Annotated in this window: 14 protein-coding genes; 7 read left to right on the forward strand and 7 right to left on the reverse strand. The window is 62.8% G+C overall.

Annotation, left to right across the window (positions count from 1 at the left end; genetic code table 11):
* Window positions 1-6 precede the first annotated feature (6 nt).
* From K8U54_RS14295 to K8U54_RS14305, 3 genes are all read right to left on the reverse strand, one after another.
* Complete coding sequence (locus K8U54_RS14295; protein ID WP_249906438.1) at window positions 7-594, reverse strand: IMPACT family protein; 588 nt, start codon at window positions 592-594, stop codon at window positions 7-9.
* A complete protein-coding gene (locus tag K8U54_RS14300; RefSeq protein ID WP_249906439.1) occupies window positions 594-1,253 on the reverse strand; it encodes a TetR/AcrR family transcriptional regulator in 660 nt (219 codons plus the stop codon). The genes K8U54_RS14295 and K8U54_RS14300 overlap by 1 nt, the downstream gene beginning before the upstream one ends.
* Before the next feature lie 112 nt (window positions 1,254-1,365).
* Window positions 1,366-2,289, reverse strand: coding sequence for an aldo/keto reductase (locus K8U54_RS14305; protein ID WP_249906440.1), 924 nt, complete (start codon window positions 2,287-2,289; stop codon window positions 1,366-1,368).
* Window positions 2,290-2,476: 187 nt separating this feature from the next.
* On the opposite strand from K8U54_RS14305, the gene K8U54_RS14310 reads away from it, so the two are divergent.
* Together K8U54_RS14310 and K8U54_RS14315 are read left to right on the forward strand one after the other, a co-directional pair.
* The gene (locus K8U54_RS14310; protein WP_249906441.1) at window positions 2,477-2,995 is read left to right on the forward strand and encodes a hypothetical protein; all 519 of its coding nucleotides are present in this window, start codon (window positions 2,477-2,479) and stop codon (window positions 2,993-2,995) included.
* Entirely contained in the window at window positions 2,992-3,360 is a 369-nt protein-coding gene (locus K8U54_RS14315; protein ID WP_249906442.1) for a DUF3140 domain-containing protein, read from the forward strand. Before K8U54_RS14310 ends, K8U54_RS14315 begins: the two co-directional genes overlap by 4 nt.
* A 25-nt stretch (window positions 3,361-3,385) precedes the next feature.
* Here K8U54_RS14315 and K8U54_RS14320 read toward each other — a convergent pair whose 3' ends face one another.
* Window positions 3,386-4,306, reverse strand: coding sequence for a LysR family transcriptional regulator (locus K8U54_RS14320; RefSeq protein WP_249906443.1), 921 nt, complete (start codon window positions 4,304-4,306; stop codon window positions 3,386-3,388).
* A 188-nt stretch (window positions 4,307-4,494) separates the two neighbouring features.
* Between K8U54_RS14320 and K8U54_RS14325 the strand changes: the two genes are divergently transcribed.
* Together K8U54_RS14325 and K8U54_RS14330 are read left to right on the forward strand one after the other, a co-directional pair.
* Complete coding sequence (locus tag K8U54_RS14325) at window positions 4,495-5,841, forward strand: aspartate aminotransferase family protein (RefSeq protein WP_249906444.1); 1,347 nt, start codon at window positions 4,495-4,497, stop codon at window positions 5,839-5,841.
* A 181-nt stretch (window positions 5,842-6,022) separates the two neighbouring features.
* Window positions 6,023-7,522: a CoA-acylating methylmalonate-semialdehyde dehydrogenase gene (locus K8U54_RS14330; RefSeq protein WP_249906445.1), complete on the forward strand. Its 1,500-nt coding sequence runs from the start codon at window positions 6,023-6,025 to the stop codon at window positions 7,520-7,522.
* 488 nt (window positions 7,523-8,010) lie between these two features.
* On the opposite strand, the gene K8U54_RS14335 is transcribed toward K8U54_RS14330, so the two are convergent.
* The 3 genes from K8U54_RS14335 to K8U54_RS14345 form a co-directional block, all read right to left on the reverse strand.
* On the reverse strand, window positions 8,011-8,718 hold the full coding sequence (locus K8U54_RS14335; RefSeq protein WP_249906446.1) for a DUF2441 domain-containing protein: 708 nt from the start codon (window positions 8,716-8,718) through the stop codon (window positions 8,011-8,013).
* A gap of 160 nt (window positions 8,719-8,878) precedes the next feature.
* Entirely contained in the window at window positions 8,879-9,703 is an 825-nt protein-coding gene (locus tag K8U54_RS14340) for an NYN domain-containing protein (RefSeq protein WP_249906447.1), read from the reverse strand.
* Between the two features lie 107 nt (window positions 9,704-9,810).
* Window positions 9,811-10,293, reverse strand: coding sequence for a BRO-N domain-containing protein (locus K8U54_RS14345; RefSeq protein ID WP_249906448.1), 483 nt, complete (start codon window positions 10,291-10,293; stop codon window positions 9,811-9,813).
* A gap of 681 nt (window positions 10,294-10,974) precedes the next feature.
* Between K8U54_RS14345 and K8U54_RS14350 the strand changes: the two genes are divergently transcribed.
* From K8U54_RS14350 to K8U54_RS14360, 3 genes are all read left to right on the forward strand, one after another.
* Window positions 10,975-11,865: an MBL fold metallo-hydrolase gene (locus K8U54_RS14350; RefSeq protein ID WP_249906449.1), complete on the forward strand. Its 891-nt coding sequence runs from the start codon at window positions 10,975-10,977 to the stop codon at window positions 11,863-11,865.
* A 419-nt stretch (window positions 11,866-12,284) separates the two neighbouring features.
* A complete protein-coding gene (locus K8U54_RS14355) occupies window positions 12,285-13,406 on the forward strand; it encodes a branched-chain amino acid ABC transporter substrate-binding protein (RefSeq protein WP_249906450.1) in 1,122 nt (373 codons plus the stop codon).
* 223 nt (window positions 13,407-13,629) lie between these two features.
* Window positions 13,630-14,544 carry an ABC transporter permease subunit gene (locus K8U54_RS14360; protein ID WP_070887221.1) on the forward strand — a complete coding sequence of 305 codons (915 nt, stop codon included), beginning with the start codon at window positions 13,630-13,632 and terminating at the stop codon, window positions 14,542-14,544.
* Window positions 14,545-14,561: the final 17 nt, after the last annotated feature.

Raw genomic sequence — 14,561 nt, forward strand, 5'->3', positions numbered from 1 at the left:
GTTGTGTTACTCGATGATCCGCAGGGCGCTACGCCCGCGGCTGATATCGGCCAGCAGGCGCTGCAGGGCTTCGATCCGGGGCTGCGGCACGGCCAGCTGCAGCTCGGCGCCTTCGGCATCGAAACTTTCCTGTTCCAGCACGGCGTCGAATTCGGCCAGGCGCGACTTGAGCAGGGCCAGCTCGGCGAAACCGCAATGGCAGGCGCAGGCAGTGCGCGGCACCTGTTCCTGGCGCTCGGCGTTCTGCAGGCATTTGTTGGCGCTGCCGCCGTAGGCACGGGCCAGGCCGCCGGTGCCGAGCTGGATGCCGCCATACCAGCGTGTCACCACCACGGCCACGGCGTCGAACCCCTGCGCCTCGATGGCGGCGAGAATCGGCCGGCCGGCGGTGCCGCCAGGCTCGCCATCGTCGCTGAAGCGGTACTGCTGGCCGAGCTTCCAGGCCCAGCAGTTGTGCGAGGCGCCCGGCTCGCTGAGCTGCTCGATAAGGGCCTGGGCATCCACCGCGCTGGTAATGGCGCGGGCCTGGGCGAGAAAACGGCTCTTGCGGATTTCCTCGCGGTAGTCGCAAGGGGCGAGTAGCAGGTAAGGCATCAGACGCTCGGCTTCAGCCCACAACCCCTGAGGATGATGCGCACCATGTTGTCCGCCGCAGCCTGGTAATCGGGCTTGGTCAGGCGCGAGCGGCCACTGACCCGGCAGATCTCCGAAGCGAAGTCGGCGTGGTACTGGGTGCTGCTCCAGATCAGGAAGATCAGGTTGGTGGGATCGACCGGCTCCATCTTGCCGGCGGCGATCCACTGCTCGAAGATCGCCGCGCGCTCGCGAAACCAGCTCTGGTGATCCTTGCCGAAGTGTTGGGACAGGAAGGCGCCGCCGCTGATCACTTCCATGGCGAAGATGCGCGACGCCTTGGGGTAGCGCCGCGAATATTCCATCTTGGCGCGGATATAGCGCTCCAGCGCCTCGGCCGGGGCGTCGTCGACGCTGAGGCTGTCGAAGGCGCTGTCCCACAGGGCCAGGATGTTGCTCAGCACGGCCAAGTACAGGCCCTGCTTGCTGCTGAAGTAGTAGTGCAGGTTGGCCTTGGGCAGGCCCACCGCCTGGGCGATGGTATTCATGCTGGTGCCCTTGAAGCCGTGGCGGGCGAACTCGTCCTCGGCGGCCGCGATGATCGCTTCTTCGTTCTTCTGCCGGATGCGGCCGGTCGGTTTGCCAGTGGTGGCGCGTGGAGCGGTGGCGTCGAGGGGCATCAGGGGGCTTCCGTGGTGATCAAAGGGCGCAGCGGGTGAACAGATACTCCACCGTGGCGGGCGTGACAAGCGCTGGCGCCGCAATTATCTGCCCGCTGGCCCCGACGTCGGGTCAGCTGAAGGCCTGGACGATGCGCTGGCGCTGCTCGGCATCCGGCAGGCGACCCTGGCCGGCACGCAGGTTGTCGACCACGTAGCGCGGGTTGGAGGTGGCCGGAATCACCGCGGTGACGGCCTCGTCGGCAAGGATGAACTTGAGCAGCAGCTGCGCCCAGGACGTGGCATCGATTTCGTTGGCCCACTCCGGCAGCGGCTTGCCCTTGACCCGGCCGAGCAGCTGCGCGCGCTGGAACGGCCGGTTGATCAGCGTGGCGATGCCATTGTCGCGGCAGTAGGGCAGCAGGCGCTTTTCGGCATTGCGCTCGCCCACCGAATAGTTGAGCTGCACGAAGTCGACCTTCTCCTTGGCCAGCACGGCGAGCAGGTCGTCATGGGCCGATTCGATGTAATGGGTGATGCCGATGTAGCGCACCTTGCCCTGTTCGCGCAGCTCGCGGGCCAGGGCCAGCTGGGTCGTGGTGTCCTGCAGGTTGTGCACCTGCAAGAGATCCATCTTGTCGGCCTGCAGGGCCTTGAGGCTGGCCTCGAACTGCGCCAGGCCGCGCTCGCGACCGGTGCTCGACAGCTTGGAGGCGAGAAACGCCTTGCCCTGGGTTCTGGTGCGTTTGAGCAGCTCGCCGGTCACCGCTTCGGCGCTGCCGTAGCTGGGCGCGGTATCGATCAGCGTACCGCCGCCATTGATAAAGGCACGCACCACCTCGTCGAGCGATTTCAGGCTGGCGTCGTCGAGGCTCACGTTGAAGGTCTGTGAGGTGCCCAGGCCGATCACCGGCAGGCTCTCGCCGCTGGACGGGATCTTGCGCTGCAGCACCGCGGTGGGGTTGGCGGCGAAGGCGAAACCGGGCAGCAGCGGGCTGCTGGCCGCGAGCGTCATCAGGGCGGCGCTGCCCTGCAGGAAATGGCGACGGCTGGGCATGGCGTGCTCCGTTATCGAGAGGGGTAAACAGGAGAGACTAGTCGGCCACCCCCGCTGATCGATCCCATCGTCGCCATGACTTGTTACCTGGTGTGTCCACCGCGGGGCGCTCCGTTTGTCCGCCTTGGGCAACGGCGTTCGCGCTGGCGCGGTCATCTATCGGGACAGCCACCGGCGAGGACGCTCCATGAGCAGCACCGCGAAGAAGACCGACCCCAAACTGTGGAACAAGGTGAAACAGCGCGTCACCCAGGGCGACAAGGGCGGCAAGCCCGGCCAGTGGTCGGCGCGCAAGGCGCAGCTGGCCGTGCAGCTGTACCAGCAGGAGGGCGGCGGTTACGAGGGCGCCAAGGATGCCGACAATCACCTGCACCAGTGGACCGAGCAGGACTGGGACACCCAATCCGGCAAGCCCTCCGGCGAAACCGGCGAACGCTACCTGCCCAGGAACGCCCGCGATGAACTGAGCGACAAGGAGTACGCGCGCAGCACCCGCAAGAAACGTGCGGACAGCCGCGCCGGGCGCCAGCACTCCAAGCAGCCGAAGGACGTTGCCGACAAGGCCGCCACCCACCGCACACCAGCGCTGAGCGGGCTGACCAAGGCCGAGCTGATGAAGCGCGCCGCAAGCAAGAAGATTCGTGGTCGCTCACGGATGAAGAAGGATGAGCTGGTCAAAGCGCTGGAAAAGGAGGGCGGCAAATGAGCGAGTTGAACGAGGCGCAGAAGAAAGCCATCCGCAGTGATTTCAAGGCGGCGGTGAACATGCCGCCAGCACGCCTGCGCCGCTGGTTGCAGGCCGCGGACAGCAAGCGTGTGGGCATGACCAAGGGCGGGCGCAAGGTCGAGTCCAGCCGCGACGGCAAGTCGGTCGGCCACCAGATGGGCGAGCGCATTCTGCAGATCAAGGGCAAGCGCGTGGCTGAGCTGGAAACCGACGACTACCAGGCGATGCGCAAGGTGATCGGCTACGTGCACCGCCACCTCAAGCAGCGCCCGGCCGGTGACGTGGAAGACAGCCGCTGGCGCCAGTCGCTGATGAACTGGGGGCACGATCCGCTCAAGGACTGAAGCGCCACTTGGGCCTGTGAGCGCGTCAGGCGTTGGCCGCCAATTCCTGCAGAAAACTTTCCAGCACGAGATGGGGCCGGCGGCCCTTGCGAGTTACCGAGGCCAGGCTGATGTCGTAGAAGCGCGTGCCGGCCTTCAGCGCGCGCAGGCGGCCTTCCTTGATCCACGCCTCGGCATAGTGGTCGGGCAGGTAGCCGATATAGCGCCCGGTAAGGATCAGGAACGCCATGCCTTCGCGGTCCGAGGCGCTGGCCGTGCAATTGAGCACGCCGTAGTGGTTCTGGATCTCCGGCGGCAGGCGGAAGGTTGGTGCGATGGCGTCCTGGGCGTTGAGGCGCTCGTCCGGCAATTCGCGATCATCGACGTAGAACAGCGGGTGGCCGACCGCGCAGTAGAGCAGCGAACGCTCATCGTACAGCGGCTGGTAATCCAGACCGGACAGGCCGCCGACCACCGGCACCACGCCGACATGCAGGCGCCCGTCGAGCACGCCTTGCTCGACCTCGCTGGGCGGCGTCATGCGGATGTTCACCCGCACGTCCGGCCCCAGCGCCTTGAGGCGGGCGAGGGCGCCGGTGATGCGCATATGCGGCACCGTCACCAGGTTGTCGGTCAGGCCGATGTTCAGCTCGCCGCGCAGATGCTGGTGCAGGCCGTTGACCTCGGTGCGAAAGCTCTCCAGTGCCGCGAGCAATTGCTGGGTCGACTGGTACACCTCGCGGCCTTCCTCGGTCAGCGCGAAGCCGGCACGGCCGCGCTGGCAGAGGCGTAGGCCGAGGCGCTGTTCCAGGTCGCTCATCTGCTGGCTGATTGCCGAGCGGCCAATGCCCAGCACGCTTTCCGCGGCAGAAAAGCCTCCGCATTCCACCACGCTGCGAAACAGCTTGAGCAGGCGGATATCGAAGTCGCTGACCTGGGCGAGGGGCTCGGGGCGTCGGGCGCTCATTGTTTAGTCACCAGTGAACTGAGGATTCGAAGAGTCAGGTTTGAGTGACTTTATGCCTGTGGCACCTTGGCTGACAACTGATGCACTTACGTGTGGGAGCGGCTTTAGCCGCGATTGCTGTCGATTCTCGCGGCTAAAGCCGCTCCCACGTTGCCCCCGATCACGCCGCCATTGCCGAGGCCATCGCCATGAACATGCCGCAGACCGCCACGCCGTCCCTGGCCAGCCAGCTCAAGCTGGACGCCCACTGGATGCCGTTTTCCGCCAACCGCAGCTTCCAGCGCGACCCGCGGATCATCGTTGCCGGCGAAGGCGCCTGGCTGACCGACGATTCCGGTCGCAAGGTCTACGACAGCCTGTCCGGCCTGTGGACCTGCGGCGCCGGCCATTGCCGCCAGGAGATTCAGGACGCGGTCGCCAAGCAGCTCGGCACCCTCGACTACTCGCCGGGCTTCCAGTACGCCCACCCGCTGTCGTTCAAGCTGGCCGAGCAGATGGCCGACCTGATGCCGGGCGAACTCAACCATGTGTTCTTCACCGGTTCGGGCTCCGAGTGCGCCGACACCGCGGTGAAGATGGCCAAGGCCTACTGGCGCCTCAAGGGCCAGGCCAGCAAGACCAAGTTCATCGGCCGCGCCCGCGGTTACCACGGCGTGAACATCGCCGGCACCAGCCTTGGCGGCATCGCCGGCAACCGCAAGATGTACGGCCAACTGATGGATGTCGATCACCTGCCGCACACCCTGCAGCCGGGCATGGCCTTCACCAAAGGCGCAGCAGAGACCGGCGGCGTCGAGCTGGCCAACGAGCTGCTCAAGCTGATCGAACTGCATGACGCCTCGAACATCGCCGCGGTGATCGTCGAGCCGATGTCCGGCTCGGCCGGCGTCATCGTGCCGCCGGCAGGCTACCTGCAGCGCCTGCGCGAGATCTGCACCCAGCACAACATCCTGCTGATCTTCGACGAAGTGATCACCGCCTTCGGGCGAATGGGCAAGTGGACCGGCGCCGAGTACTTCGGCGTAACGCCGGACATCCTCAACGTCGCCAAGCAGATCACCAACGGTGCCATCCCCCTGGGGGCGGTGATCGCCAGCCGCGAGATCTACCAGACCTTCATGGGCCAGCCGACGCCCGAGCACATGATCGAATTCACCCACGGCTACACCTACTCCGCCCACCCGGTGGCCTGCGCCGCCGGCCTGGCCTCGCTGGAACTGCTCAAGCGCGAGAACCTGATTCAGCAGGCCGCCGAGCTGGCGCCCAAGTTCGAGAACGCCATCCATGGCCTCAAGGGCGCCAAGCACGTGGTCGACATCCGCAACTGCGGCCTGGCCGGCGCGATTCAGCTGGCGCCCCGTGACGGCGACCCGACCATCCGCCCCTACGAGGCCGGCATCGCCCTGTGGAAGGCCGGTTTCTACGTGCGTTTCGGCGGCGACGGCCTGCAGTTCGGGCCGATGTTCAACGCCAAGATCGAAGACCTCGACCGCGTGTTCAGCGCCGTCGGCGACGCGCTCAACAAACTGGATTGATCGAATACCCGTAGGAGCCCCGTCCCGGGGCGAATGGCATAGGCAACGCAGATGTTGCGTCAAGGCCGCCATTGTTCGCGCCGAGGGCGACGCTCCTACCCGCTCTCGGGCACCTCTAAAAACCCAGGCGATGGCAACGCAGGTTTTTTTGAGGTGCCTTCAACGTTATCGAGGACTTTACATGACCACCATCCAGCACCTGATCCACGGCGAACTCAGCGACGGCCAAGGCGGCCGCAGCGCCGACGTGTTCAACCCGGCCACCGGTGAGGCGGTGCGCCGCGTCGCCCTGGCCGATGTGGCCACCGTGCAGCAGGCCATCGATTCGGCCAAGCAGGCCTTCCCGGCCTGGCGCGCCACGCCGCCGGCCAAGCGCGCCCAGGTGATGTTCCGCTTCAAGCAACTGCTCGAGCAGCACGAAGACGCCATCGCCAAGCTGATCGCCGAAGAGCACGGCAAGACCCTCGAAGACGCCGCCGGGGAGCTCAAGCGTGGCATCGAGAACGTCGAATACGCCTGCTCGGCGCCGGAAATCCTCAAGGGTGAATACACCCGCAACGTCGGCCCGAACATCGACGCCTGGAGCGACTTCCAGCCGGTGGGCGTGGTCGCCGGCATCACCCCGTTCAACTTCCCGGCCATGGTGCCGCTGTGGATGTACCCGCTGGCCATCGTCTGCGGCAACTGCTTCATCCTCAAGCCGTCCGAGCGCGACCCCAGCTCCACCCTGTACATCGCTCAGCTGCTCCACGAGGCTGGCCTGCCCGCCGGCGTGCTCAACGTGGTACACGGCGACAAGACCGCCGTGGACGCGTTGATCCAGGCGCCGGAGGTCAAGGCCCTGAGTTTCGTCGGCTCCACGCCCATCGCCGAATACATCTACGCCGAAGGCAGCAAGCACGGCAAACGCGTGCAGGCCCTGGGCGGTGCCAAGAACCACGCGGTGCTGATGCCTGACGCCGACCTGGACAACGCCGTCAGCGCATTGATGGGCGCCGCCTACGGCTCCTGCGGCGAGCGCTGCATGGCCATCTCGGTAGCCGTGTGCGTGGGCGATCAGATCGCCGACGCCCTGGTCGAGCGTATCGTGCCGCAGATCAAGGCCCTGAAGATCGGCGCCGGCACCCAGTGCGGCCTGGACATGGGCCCGCTGGTTACCGCCGCGGCGAAGGAAAAAGTCACCGGCTATATCGAAGCTGGCGTGGCCGCTGGCGCCCAGCTGGTGGTCGATGGCCGTGGCCTGAGCGTATCGGGCAATGAAAACGGCTTCTTCCTCGGCGGCAGCCTGTTCGACCGGGTGACCGCGGACATGAGCATCTACACCGACGAGATCTTCGGCCCGGTGCTGTGCATCGTGCGTGTCGACAGCCTGGAAACCGCCATGCAACTGATCAACGACCACGAGTACGGAAACGGCACCTGCATCTTCACCCGGGACGGCGAAGCGGCGCGGCTGTTCTGCGACGAGATCGAAGTGGGCATGGTCGGCGTCAACGTGCCGCTGCCGGTGCCGGTGGCCTACCACAGCTTCGGCGGCTGGAAGCGCTCGCTGTTCGGTGACCTGCACGCCTACGGCCCGGACGGCGTGCGCTTCTACACCCGCCGCAAGTCGATCACCCAGCGCTGGCCGCAGCGCAAGACCCACGAGGCGGCGCAGTTTGCGTTTCCCAGCAATAGTTGAGGTGGGGTGGGGGAGCGAAAAGGCCGATCGGTTGATCGGCCTTTTTATTGGTGTTCAGGAGGTCGGCTTGCGCCCGTCTCTGTGTAGAGCCGCAATCTATGGGAGCGGGCCATGCCCGCGAATCTCTATTGGCATCGATACATGGGTTGCGGTTGGATGCACTCTTTGGTGGATCGCACTCCGACGCCGCCCATCTATCGCCTGAATAACCGGATTCGCCCTTACGGCGACTCACTTTTTTTCAAACGCCAAAAAAGTAAGCAAAAACGCTGTGCCCCATCATCCGGGTCTCGCTACGCTCGACTTCCCTCACTCCATCATTGCTCCGAGGGCCCGCCGCGAAGGGCCATCCCTGGCCCATCGCGGCTCTCGCGGCATCCATGCCGCTCAACCTTCTACATAACGATTCCGTTCGGCCTCCTGAAGGGGCGATTTGCGTATGACTGATGTATCGCGTTGAGGCTAATGGTGGACAAGCTTCGAGTTGTCTACCCTACTTGCGATGGTGGATTCATGTGCCCGAGTGTTGGATTACCATATTCTCGGCATCGATTGAGCAATAAATTCAGAGCCTCAGGATCAATGACGCGTATCGCTCCATCAATAAGATATTCCCACTGAGATGTTAATGTTTCGCCCTGCCAATACATTCGGGCAAAATCGTCGTCTTGCGTAGTGCAGAAGCGATCAAAACAGCTGGCATCAGCCCGGAAAACATTAAGTGCATGATGGATTTCAATACGTACAATGATTCGGCGATGATCCGAACCAAACATTCCATCTAGCACGGCACGGCCTTCAACTGAGTCTTCTGCCGCCCATATGCACCCAAGCCTCGACGGGCACTGAGGCGCATGATTTCGACGCAGCTCTTCAAAGCGTAGTTCGTTTCTATAGACTCCAATCCAGTGGTTTTGTTGAGCTTCAGAGAAGCCAAGCTGCGAGCCGTATCCATCTGTAACTCTCATGCCTCGTGCAAGCATAAATCCTTTCATAAACATAATCGCTCGGGGCGTTATGACGGATCGGAAATCACAGTTGGCGATTGCTTCAAGCGATAGTGCTTCTACAGGGCAATGCGCATCAGCGATCCCTGCATCAATTTGCGAGTAAAAAGTTGGGCTTCCGATGAGCTCCATTAATGAAAGGTTGTTGCATGAAAGTGGTTCTTCCGGATTAAAGGCATGGATTAGCATTCGCCATTTCCTTATTTTTAGTTAAGCAGCCTGATTACAGATGTATACGGCAATTAATCACTGAGTTCGCCTTCAAGTAGCGATTTTCATACAGCCGATAATGCGTGGATAGCACGGATGGGTATGTGTAAGGTGGACAACGCGAAGCTCGTTCACCATTTCATTGTTTAACGGCGGGCTTTCGGTTTCGCACGTACAGCACCTTCCCTCCAGTTGCAGTCACGCCCCGCTCCTGCATCTCAAACTGTCCATTTCGGCCCTTGATCAGATCTGTAAGTTTCTTGAAGCCATACAGGCGCGGGTCGAAGTCGGACTTTAGCTTGCGCAAGTTTTCGCCTAGGGCTGCCATGTGGACCCAACCGTCTTCGTCTGAAATGTCATCAATAACTTTGGTGATCAGCGCTACCGGCACTTTTGGTCGATTGGCCTCTGCGGGCGTCGCTTCAGCTGGCTTGATGGTGCCGTGGGACGGTTTTGGCTCTGGAGTTTCAGGAGATTGTGCGCCAGGGGTTTCAGGTTCATTTACCTCGGCACGCAGCAGCTCGGTATAGATGAACTTGTCGCACGCCTTAACGAATGGTTGCGGTGTTTTCTGCTCCCCGAAACCAATAACTTCCAACCCCTCTTCACGCAGTCGAGCAGCCAGCCGAGTGAAGTCGCTGTCACTCGATACCAAGCAAAATCCATCAAATCGCCGCGTATACAGCAGATCCATAGCATCGATAATTAACGAACTGTCAGTAGCGTTCTTGCCCTTGGTATAGGCGAACTGCTGGATCGGTTGAATGGAGTGGTCGAGCAGTACTTTCTTCCAGCCGCCGAGGTTGGGCAGTGTCCAGTCGCCGTAGATGCGTTTCACGCTGGCGACGCCGTATTTGGCGATTTCTTCGAAGAGGCCTTCGACGATGGCGGCGGGGGCGTTGTCGGCGTCGATCAGGACGGCGAGGTGCTTTTGGTGGGCGGCAGGCGCGTTCTTGCTGGCCATGGTTCTTCCTTGAGAGGCGATGGCCGACCTTACTGCGAAATACTGGCGGTGCGCCACTGTTCAGTACTGGCTCTTCGTCTAACCAGCAGCCACTGCCGTGTGTTGGTTTAGCCGAACCAGCGTCGCCGTACTGGCGCTTCTTGCCAATTCGCAAGGGTGGGCAACTGCTGGAGACGAACCCAGAGTTCACCTTGCCAGTCGAGCATGCCGATGTGCGCCCCTTGCCAGTTCATTTGCACGCGCCTTGGCGCCGCGTGTTGCAGGTGTGCGAGGTCGTGCAGGTGAGGGATGACTTCCTCGCCAAACCAGTGGCTGAGGCTGCGGTGCTCGGGGTGCATGAAACGGTACAGCGCCTTGTACAGCCCGGACTGATTGATGACCTGTACGGGCTCTTCGCTGCCGCTGGCATAGCGCAGCTGGATGGAGCGAATCTGCTCCGTGTCCATGCGCCGGCACAGGCGTTCGGCATGGCGCTGGCCGAGCAGGCGGCCGACATCGTTGGCGACGAACCAGGGTTGGCGGTCGATCAAAATCGCGCGTAATGGCTTGTTATGGCGTTTGAATACAGTGGGGGTGAATGCGTCATGCATCGTGAAGGCTCCGAGTTGGGTTCAGGAGCTGCCTCGATCGCTGTCAACCGATATGGAGGCAGACCGCGCAGGGTTGACAGACCGGACTCGGAAGCCGGCAGACCACGAGGATCTCCCCACGCGATCTGCCATAGAGCGGTGCAGCGCATACTGCATGCAAGGGCCGGCCTGCAAGAACGAACGCCGTTCTCACATGCACCGGTTGGCACATCGCGCCGAGATTCGAGCTGTCAAACCCGGTCACGGGACTTACCGTGACCGGTGCAGGATAGGGTTGCAGTGCGGGCAAGGCAAGCTGCGTAGATCGGGTACTGGCGTCACGGGGATTTAGCTCGACGCTTTTAACAAGGCAGGGTGGAGGCAGACCGCGTAGGGTGACAGACCGGGACAAGTACCGGCAGACCACAAGGGTCTCCCCACGCGATCTGCCATAACGGTGCAACTCAGCTGCATGCGAGAGCGCTGTTCTGGCTTGCACGGGTTGGCATCATCGCGCCCCTGCTAAGGGATTGGCCGAGGCCGGCACAGGATAGGGTGCGCCGCGCGGGCAAGGCAAACTGCCAGGGACTGCCGCCCAGGAGATTGGCTCGGTAAACGCAACAAACCATTGCGCGTCAGGCCGTATTTCGAACCTATCTGTCTCTCTATGATGGCTCGCACTTCCCCTTGCGAGGCCATGTCATGAACGCTCTTCGTCTGTTGCGCCCTTTGTTGTTAGGCAGTGCCGTGCTGGGTATGGCCAGCCAGGTGCTGGCGGCCGAGCCGTTGGCGCTGGAGGTTTACAACCCCGGTGCCAAGTCGATTTTTCCGGTGTCGGCGCAGATCGTGTCCGGGCCTACGGAAGCGGTGCTGATCGATGCGCAGTTCCAGCGTGACGATGCCCAGGCGCTGGTCGAGAAGGTGCGCGCTACCGGCAAGAAGTTGACCACCGTGTATATCAGCCACAGCGACCCGGATTATTACTTCGGGCTGGATGTGATCCACCGCGCCTTCCCGGAGGCGAAGATCGTCGCCACTGCCGAGACGGTGGCCGCCATCGAGGCGAGCAAGGACGGCAAGTTGGCGCACTGGGGGTCGATCATGGAAGGCAATGCGCCCGAGGCGCTGGTGGTGCCCAAGGCGCTGAAAGAGCCGAAGCTGACCGTGGATGGCCAGGTGCTGGAGATTCACGGGCCGGAGCCGGCGCGTACCTTCGTGTGGATTCCTTCGCTGAGGACCGTGGTCGGCGGCATTCCGGTGTCGGCCAATATCCATGTGTGGATGGCCGATACCCAGACCGAGCAATCGCGCCGCGACTGGCTGGCGACCCTGGCGGCCATCGACGCGTTGAACCCGAGCCGCGTGGTGCCGGGGCATTACCTGCCCAATGCCGATGGCAGCCTGCCGGACTCGCCGCAGACCGTCGCCGCGACCCGCGAGTACCTGCAGGCCTTCGAGCTGGAAGCTGGCAAGGCCAAGGATTCGGCGCAGCTGATCGCCGCCATGGGCATGCGCTACCCGAACCTGGCCGATGAGTCGTCCCTGGAGCTGGGCGCCCGGGTGATCAAGGGTGAGGTGAAGTGGCCGCAATAAGGCCGCAAGGAGGCATCGTTCTGGCATTGCTGATGCCAGGGCGATGTTGTTACCGGTTACAACACCGCCGGCTCTTCTTTGATAACCATTGGAGCGTGAGGCCGGCCGCTCTGGAATAAGCCTCGGCACGCAAAATAGGAGTTTTCGCGACTATTCGGATGGCCTGTCCAAGGTTGTGCAGTGTTTCCCATGGTTGCACCAGCATGGACGACGGCCTGCTCGGCTACGGTGCGCAACTGGTGGCGGTTTGCGGTGAACGTGGCGCCTTTTCAATCGGAAGTGACGCATTACCCTCAGACACTTGAGGTTACATCGGCGTCAACATCGACTTTCGTCTAGAAGTTTCAAACGGTCGTGCGAATGGCATAGCGCTTGCTCCAACAGGCGGGCCAATCCTAAAACTCCTCAGGAGCACGTCCATGCCTCACACGTCTTTCAAGAAAGGTTTCTTGGCGCTCGCGATCACTGGCGCACTGGGTTTTTCCTCGCTGACCCATGCTGATATCACCATCGGTGTCGGTGCACCGATGACCGGCGGCAACGCGGCCTTTGGTGATCAGTTCTGGCGCGGCGCGCAGCAGGCAGCCGATGACATCAACGCGGCGGGTGGGGTGAACGGCGAGCAGATCAAGCTGGTGAAGGGCGACGACGCCTGCGAGCCCAAGCAGGCCGTGGCGGTTGCCAACCGTATGGTCGATGCGGACAAGGTGGTGGCGGTTGTCGGGCACTTCTGCTCGTCGTCGACCATGCCGGCGTCCGAGGTGTATGACGAGGCGGGCATCCTGGCGATCACCCCGGGGTCGACCAACCCGCAAGTGACCGAGCGCGGCCTGACCGCGATGTTCCGCATGTGCGGCCGTGACGACCAGCAGGGCATCGTTGCCGGCGATTACATCGTCGATGTGCTCAAGGCCAAGAAGGTCGCTGTAGTGCACGACAAGGACACCTACGGCCAGGGCCTGGCCGACGCCACCCGTGCGCAGCTCAACAAGCGCGGCGTGAAGGAAGTGATGTACGAAGGCCTGACCCGTGGCGAGAAGGACTTCAACGCTCTGGTCACCAAGATCCGCGCCAGCGGCGCCGAGGTGGTGTACTTCGGCGGCCTGCACTCCGAGGCCGGCCCGCTGGTGCGGCAGTTGCGCGAGCAGGGGGTGACGGCCAAGTTTCTTTCCGGCGACGGCATCGTCACCGACGAATTGGTCTCCACCGCCGGTGGTCCGCAAAACGTCGACGGCGTACTGATGACCTTTGGCGCCGACCCGCGCCTGATCCCGGACGGCAAGGCGGTGATCGAGAAATTCCGCGCCAGTGGCTATGAGCCCGAGGGCTACACCCTGTACTCCTACGCCTCGCTGCAGGTGGTCGCTGCCGCGTTCGCCGGTATCAAGGGCACCGATGGCGCCGAGGCCGCTGCCTGGCTGAAGGCCAACCCGGTGCAGACGGTGATGGGCAAGAAGGAGTTCGATGAGAAGGGCGACCTGAAAGTCTCCGACTACGTGATGTACCAGTGGGGCGCTGACGGCAAGTACAAGCAGCTTTAAGAGCTGCGTTTTCAAAGGGGCAGGGCGCGCGTGGGAGTGGCTTTAGCCACGAGTGGTTAAAAGCTCGGGGCTAAAGCCCGCTCCCACAAGTGATTGTTCCATCTTCATTTGTCCTGCCTCTCGCGAACACACCTCCAAACCCGGCGGGCCATGACCTGCCGGGGCTGCTGCGGTCGCCTGGCGACCTTGCGCTTCTTTCCGTCACGGACTCAGAGATTTTTCAATGGACGGTATCTTCCTGCAGCAACTGGTCAACGGCCTGACCCTTGGTTCTGTCTATGGCCTGATCGCCATCGGCTACACCATGGTTTACGGCATCATCGGCATGATCAACTTCGCCCACGGCGAGGTGTACATGGTCTCCGCCTACCTCGCCGCCATCGCCATCGCCGTATTGGCCTTCTTCGGCGTGCATTCCTTCCCGCTGGTGATTCTCGGCACGCTGGTGTTCACCATCGTGGTCACCGGGGTGTACGGCTTCGCCATCGAGCGCATCGCCTATAAACCGCTGCGCAACTCCACGCGCCTGGCGCCGCTGATCAGCGCCATCGGCATGTCGCTGATCCTGCAGAACTACGTGCAGCTCAGCCAGGGCGCGCGGCAGCAGGGCATCCCCACCATGCTCGAAGGCGCGCTGCGCCTGCACGTGGGCGACGGCTACGTGATGATCACCTACACCAAGCTGTTCATCATCGCCGCAGCCATCATCGGCATGCTGGCGCTGACCTTCATCATTCAGAAAACCCGCCTGGGGCGCATGTGCCGCGCCACCCAGCAGGACCGCAAGATGGCGCAGATCCTCGGCATCAACACCGACCGGGTGATCTCCTACGTGTTCGTCATCGGTGCCTCCATGGGGGCACTGGCCGGGGTGCTGATCACCCTCAACTACGGCACTTTCGATTTCTACGCCGGGTTCATCATCGGCATCAAGGCCTTTACCGCGGCGGTGCTCGGCGGCATCGGCTCGCTACCCGGGGCGATGCTCGGCGGGCTGATCCTCGGCGTGGCCGAGGCGCAGTTCTCCGGGATGGTCAATTCCGACTACAAGGACGTGTTCAGTTTCTCGCTGCTGGTGCTGATCCTGATCTTCCGTCCCCAGGGCCTGCTGGGCCGTCCTCAGGTAACCAAGGTGTGATGCCGTGAGTACGACTT

Origin of the sequence: Pseudomonas fulva (genome assembly GCF_023517795.1) — a bacterium.
In the GTDB taxonomy this organism is placed as follows: Bacteria; Pseudomonadota; Gammaproteobacteria; order Pseudomonadales; family Pseudomonadaceae; genus Aquipseudomonas; species Aquipseudomonas fulva_D.